This is a genomic window from Diaminobutyricibacter sp. McL0608, assembly GCF_039613825.1.
Taxonomy (GTDB): Bacteria; Actinomycetota; Actinomycetes; order Actinomycetales; family Microbacteriaceae; genus Diaminobutyricibacter.
The window spans coordinates 2675100-2690109 of record NZ_CP154826.1; the positions used below are offsets into that span (position 1 = coordinate 2675100).

Sequence of the window (15010 nt, forward strand, 5' to 3'; positions counted from 1 at the left end):
CTACCCCTTCTTCGCTGTGTTCGCCCAGCGTATGGCGCTCACGTTTCGCGCGAGTTTCCGACTCGCGGCGAATCAGAGTTCGAGGACGGGAACGCCGGGTTTCTGACTCGTGAAAGCGCCGTCGGTCGCACGCAGCACGCGAAGGATGTTCTCCCCGGTGAGGGCAGCGAGTTCGGAGGCTCCCCAGCCGCGCCGCGCGAGCTCAGCGAGCAGGGCAGGATAGCCGTCCACCCCGTCGAGGCCCTCGGGGAAGATGTCCGTCCCGTCGAAGTCGCCGCCGATCCCGATGTGCTCGAGGCCCGCAATCGCCCGCGCGTGCTCGACGTGGTCGGCGACGTCCGCGATCGTGACCGCCGGGGCAGGGTCGGTGCGCGGCCCTTCGGCCCATTCGGCGAAAGCCGCTGACAGGAACTGCGGCACGAAGGTGATCATGATGACTCCCCCGTTCGCCGCCAGCCGGACGAGCACGTCGTCGGGCACATTGCGCGGATGGTTCGAGAGCGCCCTGCAGGAGCTGTGGCTGAAGATCACCGGCGCCTCGGTCACATCGAGCGCGTCGTGCATTGTCGCGGGCGACACGTGCGAGAGATCGACGAGGACGCCCAGCCGATTGAGCTCGCGCACGTAGTCTCTGCCGCGCTCGGAGAGGCCTCCGAAACGGGGTTCGTCGGTTGCGGAGTCCGCCCACTCGGTGTTGTTGACATGCGTGAGAGTGAGGTATCGCACGCCGAGCGCGGCGAGCATCCGGAGCACGGCCGGGGAGTCGTTGATCGAGTGGGCGCCTTCGGACCCGAGGAGCGAAGCGATCCGCCCGGACCGGATGGCCGCTTCCACCTCGTCGGCCGTGCGCGCGAGAGCGAAGGTGTCCGGATAACGCGCGACGAGCCGGTGCACCCAGTCGATCTGCTCGAGTGTCCCCTGGACCGCGGATGGGCGGTCGGGCCCGTCGTCGATGTAGACCGACCAGAACTGGGCGCCCACCCCTCCGGCTCGCAGCCGGGGGATGTCGGTGTCGGAGGGAAGGGGTTCAGAGAAGCCCTCCACCGAGTACCCACGGTTCTCCCTGCACTCCCACGCCCAGTCGTTGTGACCGTCGATGACGGGCGAAAGCCGGAGTGCTTCCGCGACTATCGGGTCGATGTCTGCAGGCATGTCGTGAGTGTTCGGCATCTGCCAAGATTAGCCTTTCGTACCGGGCGCTCCGGCGTTCTCCACACCCCGGAGACGAGTTGTCCCCAATGTCCGATTTCCGCGCGTGCGTGTCAGCGGCTCCGTCTACAGTCGAGACATGAGCACTTCATTCGCGTATCTGATTCGCACGGACAGCCCCATCGGCCGACTCGAGCTCACCAGCGACGGCGAGGCCATCACGTCGCTCTCCATCGAGCGCGACGGTCACCTTCCGCTCGAGGAGCACCCCGAGCGAAGCGCCCCGGTCCTCGACGAGGCCGCCCGGCAGCTGAACGACTACTTCGAGGGAACCCGCAAGGACTTCGACCTCCCGGTGCGGCTGGAAGGCACCGAGTTCCAGCGGAGCGTCTGGGAGGCACTGGAGCGGCTCGAGTTCGGGCAGTACACCTCTTACGGCGAGCTTGGCGCAGAGATCGGCCGGCCAGGGTCCGGTCGTGCGATCGGCGGCGCCGTCGGGGCCAACCCGATTCCGATCATCGTCGGCTGCCATCGGGTCCTCTCATCGAACGGTCGCATCACCGGCTACAGCGGAGGCGAAGGCATCCCGACCAAGCTCTGGCTGCTCACCCACGAAGGGATCATGCTGGCCGCATGAGCGCTACCACCATCGGAGACGACGGACTGGCGCGCTGTGCCTGGGCCGGCAGCGATGCGGAGTACGGGCGCTACCACGATGAGGAATGGGGGCGCGAACAGCATGACCCCCGTGCGCTTTACGAGAAGCTCTGCCTCGAGGGATTCCAGGCCGGCCTGTCCTGGATCACGATCCTTCGGCGGCGTCCGGCCTTCCGTGAGGCCTTCCACGACTTCGAACCTGAGCGCGTCGCGTCGATGACCGACACGGACGTCTCGCGTCTCCTGCTCGACGAGCGCATCATCCGCCACCGCGGCAAGATCGAGGCGACGATCTCGAACGCGAGGGCCACCCTCGCGCTCGACGTCGGCCTCGAGGAGCTGATGTGGGGCTTCGCACCGGAGCCGGGTCGACCGAGACCGAGGGACTTCGGCGAGGTCCCTGCGGTTACCGTCGAGTCCACCGCCCTGAGCAAGGAACTTCGGAAGCGCGGCTTCCGGTTCGTCGGGCCGACGACGATGTACGCGCTGATGCAGTCGACAGGAATGGTCGACGACCATGTCGTCGGCTGCTTCCGCGCCCTGAACTGAGAAGGTCGGGCCGACGACAGCGTCAGAGTCGGAGCTTGCAGACTCTCGCTCGTGTGATCACCTCCGCACGTGCCCGACCGCAGGCGGAGTTGGGGGATCATCACGCGTCCGCGCTCCTCAACCCCAGCGCGAGGGGATTCGCGCTGTGTATCCGATGCGTCGGCCCGACAGATTGGCGGGGACCTTCGCAGCGGCCGACCGCCGCTGACCGAGAGCCCACCGAGGCTCAGTGCTCCTCCTCTGTTTCGCATAGCCCGATACGAAGCTGTGATTGAGCTTCACCTTGGGCTGAGCATATCTCACTTTTGGGTCGCATACCACCACGTTCTACTGCAGGTTTTCCGTGAGGAATCCCGCGAGATGCTCTAGCGGAGCGTTGCCATCAGCCGCCCGGGTTGACCGGTCACCGAGGGCACCACGAGTTCGAACTCGCGACCGTTCAGCGCGACCTCGTAGCCTTCGCCCACAGCCCAGTCGACGAGCTCCGACGCGTCGTGGAACTCGGCTCCACTCGCGACGATCGCTCGAGCGAAAAGGCCCTTGGCCTGCTTGTTGAAGTGATTCAGCGCTCGAACCCGACCCGAATCGTCGCGCGCCAGCACGCGCACGTAGATCGAGTCCAGAGTGGACGGCACCGGGCCCAGCCCGGCGTAGCCTTCCGACCGCAGGTCGACGATCAGACCCCGCGACCGCTCGAGTGCCGACGTGATCGGCGATCCCCACGCGCGCTTGAGCGTTGTGCCGGGGAGCCGCGAATCGAAGGAGAGCCGATAGGACGGAATCGAGTCCCCGGCACGGACCAGACCGAAGAGCGCAGAATGCACCGCGACCACCTCGTGCGCCCGAACCTGATCAGCCGAACTGAGAGTCCGTGCATCGAACGCGTCGTAGAGCACGCCCGAATAGAGGTCTATCGCAGGCATCGTCGGCGATCGGCGGATCACCCGGTTTCGATCGACCTCGCTGTGCTGCTTCGGCCCGAGCTTCAGGGCGCGGATGCTCGCGTCGCGATCGCGAGACAATTCACCGATCGCCTTCAGGACCGCCCGCCTGGTGTGCGTGAGCGAAGGAAAACCCAGCTCGCCGAGCCGGAGTGCACCACCGGCCCCGCTGTCGTTCTTCGTCTCCGACGGTGGCAGGAGGAGGAGCACTATCCGTCCAGGAAGGCGAGCGCTGTCTCGACGTTCTCACCGATGGTCGCTGTCGTGTCGATCGTGATCCTCGGAAGGGTTGCGCTGGCACCCCTCCATTCGTCGTACTCTTCAACACTCTGCTCGACGGCGTGCCACGAGGTCTCATCGACGTGGGGGAGACTGCGGATGCGCTTCTCTAGTCGCGCCTTGTGCAACTCCTGATCGCTGCAGACGACCTCGATCACGCGAAGCTTCACGTCGGCCCGTAAGGCGAGGTCGCGCCACTGGAGCCGTGCAGGCTCAACGGCATTGACCGCGTCGACGATGACAGACCCGCCCGCAAGGAGTACCTGCTCGGCGATCGTCTCGGCGACGAGGTAGGCGGCGAGACCGGTCGGCTGGTCTGAGTCGATTCCAGCGCTGAGGATCGCGGATTCGATCGGATCGACCGAGACGATCGCGGCTCCGAGACGCGCGCCGATGATCTCGGCGATGGTGGACTTTCCGGCACCGGGCAGACCGGCCATGGCGATGAGCACTGGTACACGCACATCCCCGAACTGCCGGTCGACAGCCGCCCCCGCTTCGGCCATCGCGCCTAGACCAGTTCCGCCTGGCGGGCGACGACCGTCACCGTGTCGTTCTCTACCGAGAGGAATCCTTCGTCGGCCTGCGCCGTCACGACGGATCCCCCGACCAGCGTCACGCGGACTTCACCGGCCGCCAGCATCGCCAGCAGCGGCTCGTGACCGGCGAGGATACCGATCTGGCCCTCGACGGTACGCGCGACGACCATGCTCGCCTCGCCCGACCACACTTCGTGGTCGGCGGCGACAACGCTCACCTTCAGCGGCGAAGCCATGCTCAGCCGTTCTCCTTCTGGATCTGCGCCCACTTCTCTTCGACATCGGTGATCGGGCCGACGTTGAAGAACGCCTGCTCGGCAACGTGGTCGAATTCACCGCGAGCGATCGCGTCGAACGACTCGATGGTGTCCTTCAGCGGAACGGTCGATCCTTCGACGCCCGTGAACTTCTTGGCCATGTACGTGTTCTGCGAGAGGAACTGCTGGATGCGGCGCGCACGCGACACCGTGATCTTGTCTTCCTCGGAGAGCTCGTCGACACCGAGGATGGCGATGATCTCCTGCAGTTCTTTGTTCTTCTGGAGGATCTGCTTGACCGTGGTCGCCACCCGATAGTGGTCCTCACCCAGGTAACGGGGGTCGAGGATGCGGCTGGTCGAGGTCAGCGGGTCGACGGCCGGGTAGAGGCCCTTCGACGCGATCTCACGCGAGAGTTCGGTGGTCGCGTCGAGGTGGGCGAAGGTCGTCGCCGGCGCCGGGTCGGTGTAGTCGTCGGCGGGGACGTAGATCGCCTGCAGCGACGTGATCGAGTGACCGCGGGTCGAGGTGATGCGCTCCTGGAGGACGCCCATCTCGTCGGCGAGGTTCGGCTGGTAGCCGACCGCGGACGGCATGCGGCCGAGCAGCGTCGAGACTTCGGAGCCGGCCTGCGTGAAGCGGAAGATGTTGTCGATGAAGAGCAGCACGTCCTGCTTCTGCACGTCGCGGAAGTACTCCGCCATCGTCAGTGCGGACAGCGCCACGCGCAGACGCGTTCCCGGCGGCTCGTCCATCTGGCCGAAGACGAGGGCGGTCTTGTCGAACACGCCCGCTTCTTCCATCTCGTGGATGAGGTCGTTTCCTTCACGGGTGCGCTCGCCGACACCGGCGAACACCGACACACCACCGTGGTCCTGCGCGACGCGCTGGATCATCTCCTGGATGAGGACCGTCTTGCCGACTCCTGCACCTCCGAAGAGGCCGATCTTTCCACCCTGCACGTACGGGGTGAGGAGGTCGATGACCTTGATGCCGGTCTCGAAGAGCTGCGTCTTCGACTCGAGCTGGTCGAACTTCGGGGGCTGGCGGTGGATGCCCCAGCGCTCGGTGATCTCGATCTTCTCGCCCGGCTCGCCGTTCAGAATGTCACCGGTCACGTTGAAGACCTTGCCCTTGGTGACATCGCCGACGGGAACCGTGATGGGGCCACCGGTGTCACGGACCTCCTGGCCCCGGACGAGGCCGTCGGTCGGCTTGAGCGCGATCGCGCGAACCAGGTCGTCGCCGAGGTGCTGAGCGACCTCGAGTGTGATCTCGTGTGATTCCTCGCCGATGGTGATCGTCGTCTTGAGGGCGTTGTAGATGCCCGGGATCGAGTCGTGCGGGAACTCGATGTCGACGACGGGGCCGGTGACGCGGGCGATGCGCCCGGTGGCGCCCTCGGCCTGCACCGGCGCGGTCTGCGTCTCGTCGGTTGCGATCGATGTCATTGTCTTCTCTTCTCGTTCTACGTCAAACGTGGTTCGTGACCGGATCAGTTGTCGGCGGTGGCCAGCGCATCGGCACCGCCGACGATCTCGGAAATCTGCTGGGTGATCTCGGACTGGCGCGCGTTGTTGGCCAGTCGGGTGTAGTCGCGGATGAGCTTGTCCGCGTTGTCGCTCGCCGACTTCATCGCCTTCTGCGTCGCGGCATGCTTCGATGCGGCCGACTGGAGCATGGCGTTGAAGATGCGGCTCTCGATGTAGACGGGCAGCAGCGAGTCGAGCACGGTCTCCACGTCGGGCTCGAACTCGTAGAGCGGGAGCACCTCGTTGTCACCGGGCTCCTCGATGCCTTCGACGACCTCGAGCGGGAGCAGACGGACGATCTCGGGTACCTGCGTCAGCATGCTGACGAAGCGGTTGTAGATGATGTGGATCTCGTCGACCCCGCCATCGGATGCGTCACGGAGGAAGGACTCGAGGACGGCGTCACCGATCTCCTTCGCCGTCTCGAACTCGGGTGCGTCGGTTCCGCCTGTCCACACGCGCTCGAAGGCACGACGGCGGAAGCTGAAGTATCCCGCCGCCTTGCGCCCGACGAGGAAGTAGACGACGTCCTTGCCCTGGCTGCGCAGGAGTTCGGCGAGCTGCTCCGACTCTTTGAGCACGTTCGAGTTGAACGCACCCGCGAGTCCGCGGTCGGAGGAGAAGATGACGATCGCAGCGCGCTCGATCTTCTCCGGCTCCGTCGTCAGGACGTGCTCAACGTTGGAGTACGTCGCGACGGCGGACACCGCCCGCGTGATGGCGCGTGCGTATGGGGTGGATGCTGCCACCCTCGCCTGCGCCTTCTGGATGCGTGAGGCGGAGATCAGCTCCATGGCCCGAGTGATCTTCTTGGTCGTCTGGGCAGACTTGATCTTCTGCCGGTAGACCCGAAGTTGCGCTCCCATGTCTCCTACTTACCTAACTCGTCGATGCGTCTCGTGCTGCTCGTCACTGCTTCTGGCGCGCCTCAGCGCTTCGCCTTGACGATGCGCTCCTGGTTGACGTCCTCTTCGGCGCTCGCCTCGAACTTCTCGCTGCCGACCGAGGCGAGGGGCTTGCCCTCTCCGGTCTGGAACTCGAGCTTGAACTTGTCGACCTCGGCCTCCAGCTTGCCGACGGTCTCGTCGGAGAGCTGGTTGGTCTCGCGCAGCACGTCGAGCACATCGGAGTTGCGGCGCAGGTGGTCGAGCAGCTCCGACTCGAAGCGCAGGATGTCTTCGACCGGCACCTCGTCGAGCTTGCCGTTCGTTCCGGCCCAGATCGAGACGACCTGCTCCTCGACGGGGAACGGCGAGTACTGCGGCTGCTTGAGCAGCTCCGTGAGGCGCGCGCCACGGGCCAGCTGACGGCGGCTCGCCGCGTCGAGGTCGGACGCGAACATCGCGAACGCCTCGAGCGAACGGTACTGGGCCAGTTCGAGCTTGAGCGTTCCGGAGACCTTCTTGATCGACTTGACCTGGGCGTCGCCGCCGACGCGGGACACCGAGATGCCGACGTCGACCGCCGGGCGCTGGTTCGCGTTGAACAGGTCGGACTGGAGGAAGATCTGGCCGTCGGTGATGGAGATCACGTTGGTCGGGATGTAGGCCGAGACGTCGTTGGCCTTCGTCTCGATGATCGGGAGACCGGTCATCGAGCCGGCGCCGAGCTCGTCGGAGAGCTTGGCGCAACGCTCGAGCAGACGGGAGTGCAGGTAGAAGACATCACCGGGGTACGCCTCACGTCCCGGCGGGCGACGCAGGAGGAGCGACACGGCGCGGTAGGCCTCGGCCTGCTTCGACAGGTCGTCGAAGATGATGAGGACGTGCTTGCCTGCGTACATCCAGTGCTGGCCGATGGCCGAGCCGGTGTACGGCGCGAGGTACTTGAAGCCTGCCGGGTCGGAGGCGGGGGCCGCGACGATGGTGGTGTACTCCATCGCACCGGCGTCTTCGAGCGCGCCCTTCACCGAGGCGATGGTCGAGCCCTTCTGGCCGATCGCGACGTAGATGCAGCGCACCTGCTTGTTCTCGTCGCCGGACTCCCAGTTGGCCTTCTGGTTGATGATCGTGTCGATCGCGATCGCCGTCTTGCCGGTCTGGCGGTCGCCGATGATCAGCTGGCGCTGTCCACGGCCGACAGGGATCATCGCGTCGATGGCCTTGATGCCGGTCTGGAGCGGCTCGTGCACGCTCTTGCGCTGCATGACGCCGGGTGCCTGGAGTTCGAGCTCACGGCGACCCTCCGCGGCGATCTGGCCGAGGCCGTCGATCGGGACGCCGAGCGGGTCGACGACGCGGCCGAGGTAGGCGTCGCCCACGGGCACCGAGAGGACCTCGCCCGTGCGGGTCACCTCCATGCCTTCGACGATGCCGTCGAACTCACCCAGGATGACGACGCCGATCTCGTTCTCATCGAGGTTCTGGGCGAGGCCCGAGACACCGTTCGCGAAGCGGATGAGCTCGTTGGCCATCACGCCGGGGAGTCCCTCGACATGCGCGATGCCGTCCGATGCGTCGATGACGTGACCGATCTCGGTCGCATCCGTCTTGTTCGGCTCGTAAGCCGAGACGAAGTCCTTGAGCGCGTCCCTGATCTCGTCGGGGCTGATCGTTAGTTCTGCCATCTTTGTTCCCTATCTTTGCGGGACACGTCGTCCCAGATGCCTGTTGAGGTGGTCGACCCGTCGGGTCAGCCCACCAGCTGAAGTCGTAGATCGTTGATGCGGCGTGCAATGCTTCCGTCGATCACATCGTCGCCGACCTGCACCCGCACTCCACCGATCACGGTGGCGTCGACGATTTCGTTGATCTTGAGGCGCGTTCCGTACTTCGCGGAGAGCACCGTCTGCAACTGCTCGAGCTGCGCTGCCGGCAGGGCACGTGCGCTGGTCACCGTCGCGATCGAGTGTCCCGACTGGTCTGCCACGATCCGCGCGGACTCGCGGAGCGCCTCGCGGATGGTGCGGCCGCGCGGCTGAAGCACGAGCTGCCGCACGATCGCCTCGGTCTGCGGCGAGGCCTTTCCTGCGAGGAGCCGGTCGACGAGCGCGGCCTTCTGCGCCGGATCGGCGAGCTTGCTGCGAAGCGCGAGTTCCAGTTCTGCATTGGAGGTCACGGCGCCTCCGAACGTGAACAGCTCGCCTTCGACATCTGTACCGGCCGGCGCCGACAGCGCGATGCTGCGGATGCCCAGCTCCTCGATCGCGGAGAGGAGGTCTTTCTGGCGCGACCACCGCTGTGCGGCGACCGTTGCGAGCAGCGAGACAGCGCTCGGCGAAAGCTGTGCGAACACGCGCGCGACAAGAGCCGCCTTGCCCTGCGGGTCGGCCGAGGGGTCGCTGACGACTGCGCGCAGCTGGGCGGAGTCGGCGACGACTCGTCCTGCGGCGAACAGGTCTTCAGCCGTCGCCAGATCGGCCTTGGCGCCGAGTTCGGCGAGTGCCGACACGGCGTTGGCCAGTGCTTCTCTGGTGGCGCTTCCCATTACTTGCCCGATCCTGCTTTCGCTTCGCTGGCTTCGAGGTCCGCAAGGAACCGGTCGACGATCGCTTGTGCCTTCTTGTCGTCGCTGAGCACTTCTCCGACCACGCCGGACGCCAGGTCTATCGCGAGCGATCCGACTTCGCCGCGCAACGAGACGACCGCCGCCTGGCGTTCCGCCTCGATCTGCGCCTGCGCCGTCGTGGTGATGCGCGCGGCCTCTGCCGATGCCTGCTCCTTCAGCTCGGCCAGGATCTTCTGACCGTCGGTACGAGCCTGCTCGCGGATCTTCGCTGCCTCGGCACGCGCGTCGGCCAGCTGCTCGGTGTACTCCTCGAGGAGTGCCTCCGCCTTGTGCTGGGCCTCGTCGGCCTTCGCGATGTTGCCTTCGATTGCTTCTGCACGCTCATCGAGCAGCTTCTTCATACGCGGAAGCACGAGCTTCCAGAAGAAGAACAGGATGATGGCAAAGCAGATCAGCGATCCGACGATGTCGTACCACGCCGGGATGAGCGGGTTGACCGTCTCGCCCGTTGCGGCTCTAACCACACCGTTGAGCATCGTTCCTCCTTACTGAAGAAAGATAAAGAGGATTAGACGAAGATGAAGCCGACGGCGATACCGATGAACGCGAGCGCCTCGGTGAATGCGATACCGATGTACATCAGGACCTGGAGGCGGCCGGCGAGTTCGGGCTGACGCGCGACGCCCTCGATCGTCTTGCCGACGACGATGCCGACGCCGATCGCGGGGCCGATGGCCGCGAGGCCGTATCCGACGGTGGCAATGTTGCCGGAGATAGCAGCGATGTCCACGTTATGTGTTTCCTTCCGTGATGTGAGCTGTGCGGGCGCGCAGCTCGATTAGTGTTCCTCGGCGACTGCGAGCTGAATGTAAACAGCCGTGAGCAGTGCGAAGACGTAAGCCTGGAGGACTGCCACCAGGATTTCGAACAGGGTGAATGCGAAGCCGAATGCGAACGTGCCGATGCCGAAGAGCGACCACCAGCTGCCTGCGGTGAAGAAGAAGAATGCCGTTGCACTGAAGAAGAGCACGAGCAGGAGGTGGCCGACGACCATGTTCATGAGGAGTCGGAGCGTGAGGGTGATCGGACGCAGGATGAACGTCGAGATGAACTCGATCGGCGTCACGAGGATGTAGAGGAACCACGGCACGCCGGGCGGGAAGAGCGCATTGCGGAAGAAGTTGCCGGGGCTCTTCTTGATACCGGCGTAGATGAAGCAGGTGTAGGCGACGATGGCCAGCACGAGCGGCACACCGATGACAGAGGTACCTGCGATGTTCAGGAACGGGATCGTCCCCGTCAGGTTCATGAACAGCACCATGAAGAAGATGGACGTCAGGACCGGCAGGAAGCGGGTGCCGTCTTTCTTGCCCAGGAGATCTTCGGCGATGTTGACGCGCACGAAGTCGAGACCCATCTCGACGATGCTCTGCCCGCGACCCGGGATGAGCTTCATGCGGCGCGTGCCGAGCCAGAAGACCAGGATGATGGCGAGGACGGCGACGAAGCGTACCAGCATGATGCGGTTGACTTCGAAGCTGCCGATGGAAAATACGGCCGGGGGAAAGAACTCATCGATCGACGGACCATGGAAGCTACCATCGTCGGTAGTCGTGGTCTGGACCAGCAGGTTCACAGCGTTAGCTAACAGCGCTATCTCCTGTTTCGGGGCGTCGAGCTAAGCTCTCGCGACGACGAACATGTGGCACCCGGGATTTCCACGAGAATCGCGGAGCGGGTGGGGGGAATCTCCGATAACTCTACAAGAGTTTCGCTGAGGTAACGAATCGGATCATGCTTTAGGGTTCTCCCCCGGCAGCGTGACGTCGCTGGCGTACGGGATCCTCGAGCGGAAGACGACGAGCACGTCGACGACGAGGGATCCGATGACCCCCGCGATGAGGCTCAGGAACATGATCGTCGGGTTGATCCACGGCTGCCCCTTGAGCGAGAACGCCAGGATGAGGAAGAGCACGAACTTGAGGAGCCACCCGCCCAGGACGATGCCGAAGAACGCCCCGACATAGATGTCCGAGCCGTAGAACCGGTTCGCGAGCAGGATGCTGGCGGCCGTGATGCCGAGGAAGACGACGGCCATCGCGGTGCCGATCAGTGCGCTTGCCACGCCGATCCAGCCGAAGGTGAGGTAGCCGACGATCGCACCGACGACGGCGATGCCGAGCGCGAGGATCCCGCCCCATTTCAGCACGCTGCGGAGCACCGGCTCCGACGACGGCGCAACCCTGGCGGGCTTCGGGTTCTGGTTGTCGGTCACTCACAGCTCCTTGGTGGTGGCGGCCGGGGTCGTGACGGGCTCGTCCTCGTCCATCGGCAGATCGTCGGATGCCCGGTCGAGCGGGTCGTATTGTGCGGTCTGGTTCGCCTCGGCGGACCCGACCGGTGTGAGTTCTGCGGCCGCTTCGGCGATCTTGCGCCTGCTGAGCGGGGCGAACGTGAACGCGGCGCAGATCACCAGGCCGATCGCGATGAAGACGATCGCCATCCAGTACGGCTGGAAGAAGAACAGCAGGCACCCGATGGAGAGCACTGCGGTCCACGCATAGAAGATCAGGACGGCGTGAAGGTGGGAGTGCCCCATGTCGAGCAGGCGGTGGTGCAGGTGCTTGCGGTCGGCGCTGAAGGGCGACTTGCCTGCACGGAGACGCCGCACCACGGCCAGCCCGAAGTCGAGGAGAGGCACGATCAGCACCGCGAACGGCAGGATGATCGGGATGAACGCCGGTACCAGCGCGGAGCGGCCGAGTGTCGGGAGCGTCTCGGGGTTGATGTTGCCCGTCACCGAGATGGCCGACGTCGCCATCAGCAGGCCGACGAGCAGCGCGCCCGCGTCGCCCATGAACATCTTCGCCGGGTGCCAGTTGAGCGGGAGGAACCCCGCGCACGCCCCGACGAGGATGGCGGCGATGACGCCGCCCAGGCTGAAGTAGTTGGTCGGGTTGATCTCGCGCTGCAGAAGATAGGTGTAGATGAGGAAGGTGCCGTTGGCGATCAGTGCGACACCGGCGACCAGGCCGTCGAGCCCGTCGATGAAGTTGATCGCGTTCATCACCAGCACGATCGCGAACAGCGTGATCACGATACTCATCAGCGGCGAACCCACCGTGATTCCGCCGATCGGCAGCGAATAGATCTGGACGCCCAGCCACGCCACGAGACCTGCGGCGACGAATTGGCCGGCCAGCTTGGTCATCCAGTCGAGATCCCAGACGTCGTCGGCGACGCCGATCGCCACGATGAGCAGCGACGCTGCCAGGATCGCGAGGATGGGACCAGGGTCGGCGAAGATCAGGTGGAGCACCTGGAACTGACTCGACAGCAGGTAGGCGGCACCGAAGGCGACGACGATGCCGAGGAACATCGCGATCCCACCGAGCCGCGGCGTGGGCCTGGTGTGCACGTCGCGCGCGCGGATCTTCGGGTAGAGCCGGTACTTGAGGCTGAGCCGATAGACGACCAGCGACATCACGAAAGTGATGACCGCCGAGATCAGCGCGAGAACGAGGTAGAGGGTCACGTGGTCGTCTCGCCTGCAGCGGTCTCGCTCGCGGCGAGCTGGTCGCCGACGACCGCGCGCAGCTGTTCTTCCGTGATCACTCCGTGACGGAGGATGCGCAGCGGACCTGCACCCGATGCGAGCGCCGTGGCATCGACGATCGTGGAGGAGGAGTCGGCAGCGCCATGGTTTTCGTAGCCGGCCCCGGCTTCGCCCCCGTCGAGATAGACGGCGACGGAGTCCCCCAGCATCGCTTCCGCCTCGGGCGCGGTGCGAGCGGAAGGACGCCCGGTCAGGTTCGCGGAGGAGACGGCCAGAGGACCGGTCTCGGACAGCAGTTCGAGAGCGATCGTGTCGCTGGGCATGCGGAGAGCCACTGTGCCCCGGGTCTCGCCGAGGTCCCAGGCGAGGGACGGCTGCGCGGGCACGACGACGGTGAGCCCGCCCGGCCAGAATTCGGCGACCAGGTCGCGCACGGCCTGCGGAACGGACTGCGCAAGAGCATCGAGCGTAGGGATTCCGGGGATCAGCACCGGCGGGGGCGATTGACGGCCGCGACCCTTCGCATCCAGCAGCCTCTGCACTGCGGCGGGATCGAACGCGTCAGCCGCAACGCCGTAGACGGTGTCGGTGGGGATGACGACGAGCTCGCCGCGGCCGATCGCCGCGCGTGCGAGCCTCATGCCGGTGAGGAGTTCGGATTCGACCGAGCAGTCGTAGATGGGAGCCATGTCGGCACCAATGATAGTTGAGGGCGGACCGGACACCCTGAGTACTGGGCGATACTTGACCCGATGGATGTCTACTTCTTCGACTGCGACAAGACGCTGTACGACTACGACTTCCACAAGCGGCTCCCCATGCTTGCGGAGCTCGGCGGTGTCAGCCAGTACCGACTCGCCTCACGTTGGTGGGCGGGTGGCTTCGAACGGGCAGCCGAGATCGGCGAATATGCGACCAGCGAGGAGTACCTGGCCGCGTTCGCCGAGGTGACCGGGGCATCCCTCACCCTCGAGCAGTGGCAGCGCGCCCGCAAGGCGGCGATGACCCCGATCCCCGGCGCGATCGACGCCCTTCACGAGGCCGCAACTCTGGGCACCGTCTCGCTCCTGTCGAACAACCCGATCCCGTTCCGCGACTCGCTGCCGGTTCTCACGCCGGAGATCGTGGATGCGCTCCAGGGCAACGACCTCGTCTCGGCCGTTCTCGGTGCGCGCAAGCCCGAACGGCGCATCTACACCCGCGCTCTCGGCCGCTTCGGCGTGCGGCCGGAGGACGCCATCCTGTTCGACGATTCAGCCGCGAACGTCGAGGGAGCACGCGACCTGGGGATGCACGCCTTCCAGCTCCGGCGCCGGCACGACGGCTTCGACACCGACGGCCTGGTCGCCGCGATGCGGGCGTTCGCCGGGCGGGAGCGCTGATGCTCTTCATCTTCGACATGGACAACGTGCTCTACGAGTACGACTGGCGTCACCGGATGGCCGCGATGACCGAGCTGACCGGCCTCGACCTCAGCCAGCTCCGCGAGCGCTGGTGGAACGACGAGGGAGAGTGGGCCGCGGAGGCGGGCGTCTACTCGACGGCGGACGACTATCTGAGCGCACTCCGTTCGGCGCTCGAGGTCGATGTCAGCGAAGAGGACTGGGTTCGCGTGCGGGCGGCAGCCATGACACCGTGGCATGACTCGCTGGCCGCGGTGAAGCGCGCATCCGAGCTCGGCACCATCACCCTGCTGACGAACAACGGAGCCCTGACGGCCAAGCACCTGCATGCCCTGGCACCCGAGCTGGTCCCGCTGTTCGGCGAGGATCACCTGTTCACATCCTCTGAGTACGGCGCCCGCAAACCGGACCCGATCGTGTTCCGGCGGGTGCTCGAACGATACGGCGCCGCGCCTTCGGAAACCTTCTTCGCCGACGACATGGCGCAGAACATCGCGGGTGCCGAGTCGATCGGGATCACCGCGCACCTGTTCAGCACTCCGGCCTCCCTGGCCGATGCGATCGAGGCCTTCGCAGCGTCGCAACCCCGCCGCGCCTGACAGGATCCTGTCTCCGCGGAATTCTGCGCTGGGGGGTTGACTTCGACTCTAAACCGGTTTAGCGTCTGGTTTACGAGGCCGTTAAACCGGTTTAGGTGTTTT

General features: G+C 65.5%; 18 protein-coding genes. 4 read left to right on the plus strand and 14 right to left on the minus strand.

The window, feature by feature from the left end; all coding sequences use genetic code 11:
• Positions 1–72: 72 nt before the first annotated feature.
• On the minus strand, positions 73–1152 hold the full coding sequence (locus AAYO93_RS12670; RefSeq protein WP_345761541.1) for a dipeptidase: 1080 nt from the start codon (positions 1150–1152) through the stop codon (positions 73–75).
• Between the two features lie 136 nt (positions 1153–1288).
• On the opposite strand from AAYO93_RS12670, the gene AAYO93_RS12675 reads away from it, so the two are divergent.
• A complete protein-coding gene (locus AAYO93_RS12675) occupies positions 1289–1786 on the plus strand; it encodes a methylated-DNA--[protein]-cysteine S-methyltransferase (protein WP_345761542.1) in 498 nt (165 codons plus the stop codon).
• The gene (locus AAYO93_RS12680) at positions 1783–2355 is read left to right on the plus strand and encodes a DNA-3-methyladenine glycosylase I (RefSeq protein ID WP_345761543.1); all 573 of its coding nucleotides are present in this window, start codon (positions 1783–1785) and stop codon (positions 2353–2355) included. The genes AAYO93_RS12675 and AAYO93_RS12680 overlap by 4 nt, the downstream gene beginning before the upstream one ends.
• Positions 2356–2720: 365 nt before the next feature.
• On the opposite strand, the gene AAYO93_RS12685 is transcribed toward AAYO93_RS12680, so the two are convergent.
• The 13 genes from AAYO93_RS12685 to AAYO93_RS12745 all read right to left on the minus strand — a co-directional run bounded on the left by AAYO93_RS12685 (position 2721) and on the right by AAYO93_RS12745 (position 13595).
• Positions 2721–3506: a YaaA family protein gene (locus tag AAYO93_RS12685; protein WP_345761544.1), complete on the minus strand. Its 786-nt coding sequence runs from the start codon at positions 3504–3506 to the stop codon at positions 2721–2723.
• A complete protein-coding gene (locus AAYO93_RS12690) occupies positions 3506–4081 on the minus strand; it encodes an AAA family ATPase (RefSeq protein ID WP_345761545.1) in 576 nt (191 codons plus the stop codon). The genes AAYO93_RS12685 and AAYO93_RS12690 overlap by 1 nt, the downstream gene beginning before the upstream one ends.
• A 5-nt stretch (positions 4082–4086) precedes the next feature.
• Positions 4087–4350 carry a F0F1 ATP synthase subunit epsilon gene (locus tag AAYO93_RS12695; RefSeq protein ID WP_345761546.1) on the minus strand — a complete coding sequence of 88 codons (264 nt, stop codon included), beginning with the start codon at positions 4348–4350 and terminating at the stop codon, positions 4087–4089.
• Positions 4351–4352: 2 nt separating this feature from the next.
• The gene (gene atpD / locus AAYO93_RS12700; RefSeq protein WP_345761547.1) at positions 4353–5822 is read right to left on the minus strand and encodes a F0F1 ATP synthase subunit beta; all 1470 of its coding nucleotides are present in this window, start codon (positions 5820–5822) and stop codon (positions 4353–4355) included.
• Positions 5823–5866: 44 nt separating this feature from the next.
• Positions 5867–6769, minus strand: coding sequence for a F0F1 ATP synthase subunit gamma (locus tag AAYO93_RS12705; RefSeq protein WP_345761548.1), 903 nt, complete (start codon positions 6767–6769; stop codon positions 5867–5869).
• A gap of 62 nt (positions 6770–6831) precedes the next feature.
• Entirely contained in the window at positions 6832–8469 is a 1638-nt protein-coding gene (gene atpA / locus AAYO93_RS12710; protein WP_345761549.1) for a F0F1 ATP synthase subunit alpha, read from the minus strand.
• Between the two features lie 65 nt (positions 8470–8534).
• Positions 8535–9329 (minus strand): F0F1 ATP synthase subunit delta, encoded by a 795-nt coding sequence (locus AAYO93_RS12715; protein WP_345761550.1) that lies wholly within the window; start codon positions 9327–9329, stop codon positions 8535–8537.
• Complete coding sequence (locus tag AAYO93_RS12720) at positions 9329–9886, minus strand: F0F1 ATP synthase subunit B (protein WP_345761551.1); 558 nt, start codon at positions 9884–9886, stop codon at positions 9329–9331. The genes AAYO93_RS12715 and AAYO93_RS12720 overlap by 1 nt, the downstream gene beginning before the upstream one ends.
• A gap of 32 nt (positions 9887–9918) precedes the next feature.
• On the minus strand, positions 9919–10140 hold the full coding sequence (atpE, locus tag AAYO93_RS12725; protein ID WP_163290842.1) for a F0F1 ATP synthase subunit C: 222 nt from the start codon (positions 10138–10140) through the stop codon (positions 9919–9921).
• A gap of 48 nt (positions 10141–10188) precedes the next feature.
• A complete protein-coding gene (gene atpB / locus AAYO93_RS12730; RefSeq protein ID WP_345761552.1) occupies positions 10189–10986 on the minus strand; it encodes a F0F1 ATP synthase subunit A in 798 nt (265 codons plus the stop codon).
• Between the two features lie 156 nt (positions 10987–11142).
• A complete protein-coding gene (locus tag AAYO93_RS12735; RefSeq protein ID WP_345761553.1) occupies positions 11143–11625 on the minus strand; it encodes a hypothetical protein in 483 nt (160 codons plus the stop codon).
• Positions 11626–12885 carry an MraY family glycosyltransferase gene (locus AAYO93_RS12740; protein WP_345761554.1) on the minus strand — a complete coding sequence of 420 codons (1260 nt, stop codon included), beginning with the start codon at positions 12883–12885 and terminating at the stop codon, positions 11626–11628. It lies immediately after the preceding gene.
• Positions 12882–13595, minus strand: a complete 714-nt coding sequence (locus AAYO93_RS12745) for an L-threonylcarbamoyladenylate synthase (RefSeq protein ID WP_345761555.1) — start codon at positions 13593–13595, stop codon at positions 12882–12884. Before AAYO93_RS12745 ends, AAYO93_RS12740 begins: the two co-directional genes overlap by 4 nt.
• 63 nt (positions 13596–13658) lie before the next feature.
• Between AAYO93_RS12745 and AAYO93_RS12750 the strand changes: the two genes are divergently transcribed.
• The gene (locus tag AAYO93_RS12750; RefSeq protein ID WP_345761556.1) at positions 13659–14288 is read left to right on the plus strand and encodes an HAD family hydrolase; all 630 of its coding nucleotides are present in this window, start codon (positions 13659–13661) and stop codon (positions 14286–14288) included.
• Positions 14288–14908 (plus strand): HAD family hydrolase, encoded by a 621-nt coding sequence (locus tag AAYO93_RS12755; protein WP_345761557.1) that lies wholly within the window; start codon positions 14288–14290, stop codon positions 14906–14908. Before AAYO93_RS12750 ends, AAYO93_RS12755 begins: the two co-directional genes overlap by 1 nt.
• Positions 14909–15010: the final 102 nt, after the last annotated feature.

Coding starts and splice junctions, on each gene's coding strand:
- AAYO93_RS12670 (WP_345761541.1), bottom strand. CDS start 1,152: ATGCCTGCAGACATCGACCCGATAGTCGCGGAAGCACTCCGGCTTTCG.
- AAYO93_RS12675 (WP_345761542.1), top strand. CDS start 1,289: ATGAGCACTTCATTCGCGTATCTGATTCGCACGGACAGCCCCATCGGC.
- AAYO93_RS12680 (WP_345761543.1), top strand. CDS start 1,783: ATGAGCGCTACCACCATCGGAGACGACGGACTGGCGCGCTGTGCCTGG.
- AAYO93_RS12690 (WP_345761545.1), bottom strand. CDS start 4,081: ATGGCCGAAGCGGGGGCGGCTGTCGACCGGCAGTTCGGGGATGTGCGT.
- AAYO93_RS12695 (WP_345761546.1), bottom strand. CDS start 4,350: ATGGCTTCGCCGCTGAAGGTGAGCGTTGTCGCCGCCGACCACGAAGTG.
- atpD (WP_345761547.1), bottom strand. CDS start 5,822: ATGACATCGATCGCAACCGACGAGACGCAGACCGCGCCGGTGCAGGCC.
- AAYO93_RS12705 (WP_345761548.1), bottom strand. CDS start 6,769: ATGGGAGCGCAACTTCGGGTCTACCGGCAGAAGATCAAGTCTGCCCAG.
- atpA (WP_345761549.1), bottom strand. CDS start 8,469: ATGGCAGAACTAACGATCAGCCCCGACGAGATCAGGGACGCGCTCAAG.
- AAYO93_RS12715 (WP_345761550.1), bottom strand. CDS start 9,329: ATGGGAAGCGCCACCAGAGAAGCACTGGCCAACGCCGTGTCGGCACTC.
- AAYO93_RS12720 (WP_345761551.1), bottom strand. CDS start 9,886: ATGCTCAACGGTGTGGTTAGAGCCGCAACGGGCGAGACGGTCAACCCG.
- AAYO93_RS12745 (WP_345761555.1), bottom strand. CDS start 13,595: ATGGCTCCCATCTACGACTGCTCGGTCGAATCCGAACTCCTCACCGGC.
- AAYO93_RS12750 (WP_345761556.1), top strand. CDS start 13,659: ATGGATGTCTACTTCTTCGACTGCGACAAGACGCTGTACGACTACGAC.
- AAYO93_RS12755 (WP_345761557.1), top strand. CDS start 14,288: ATGCTCTTCATCTTCGACATGGACAACGTGCTCTACGAGTACGACTGG.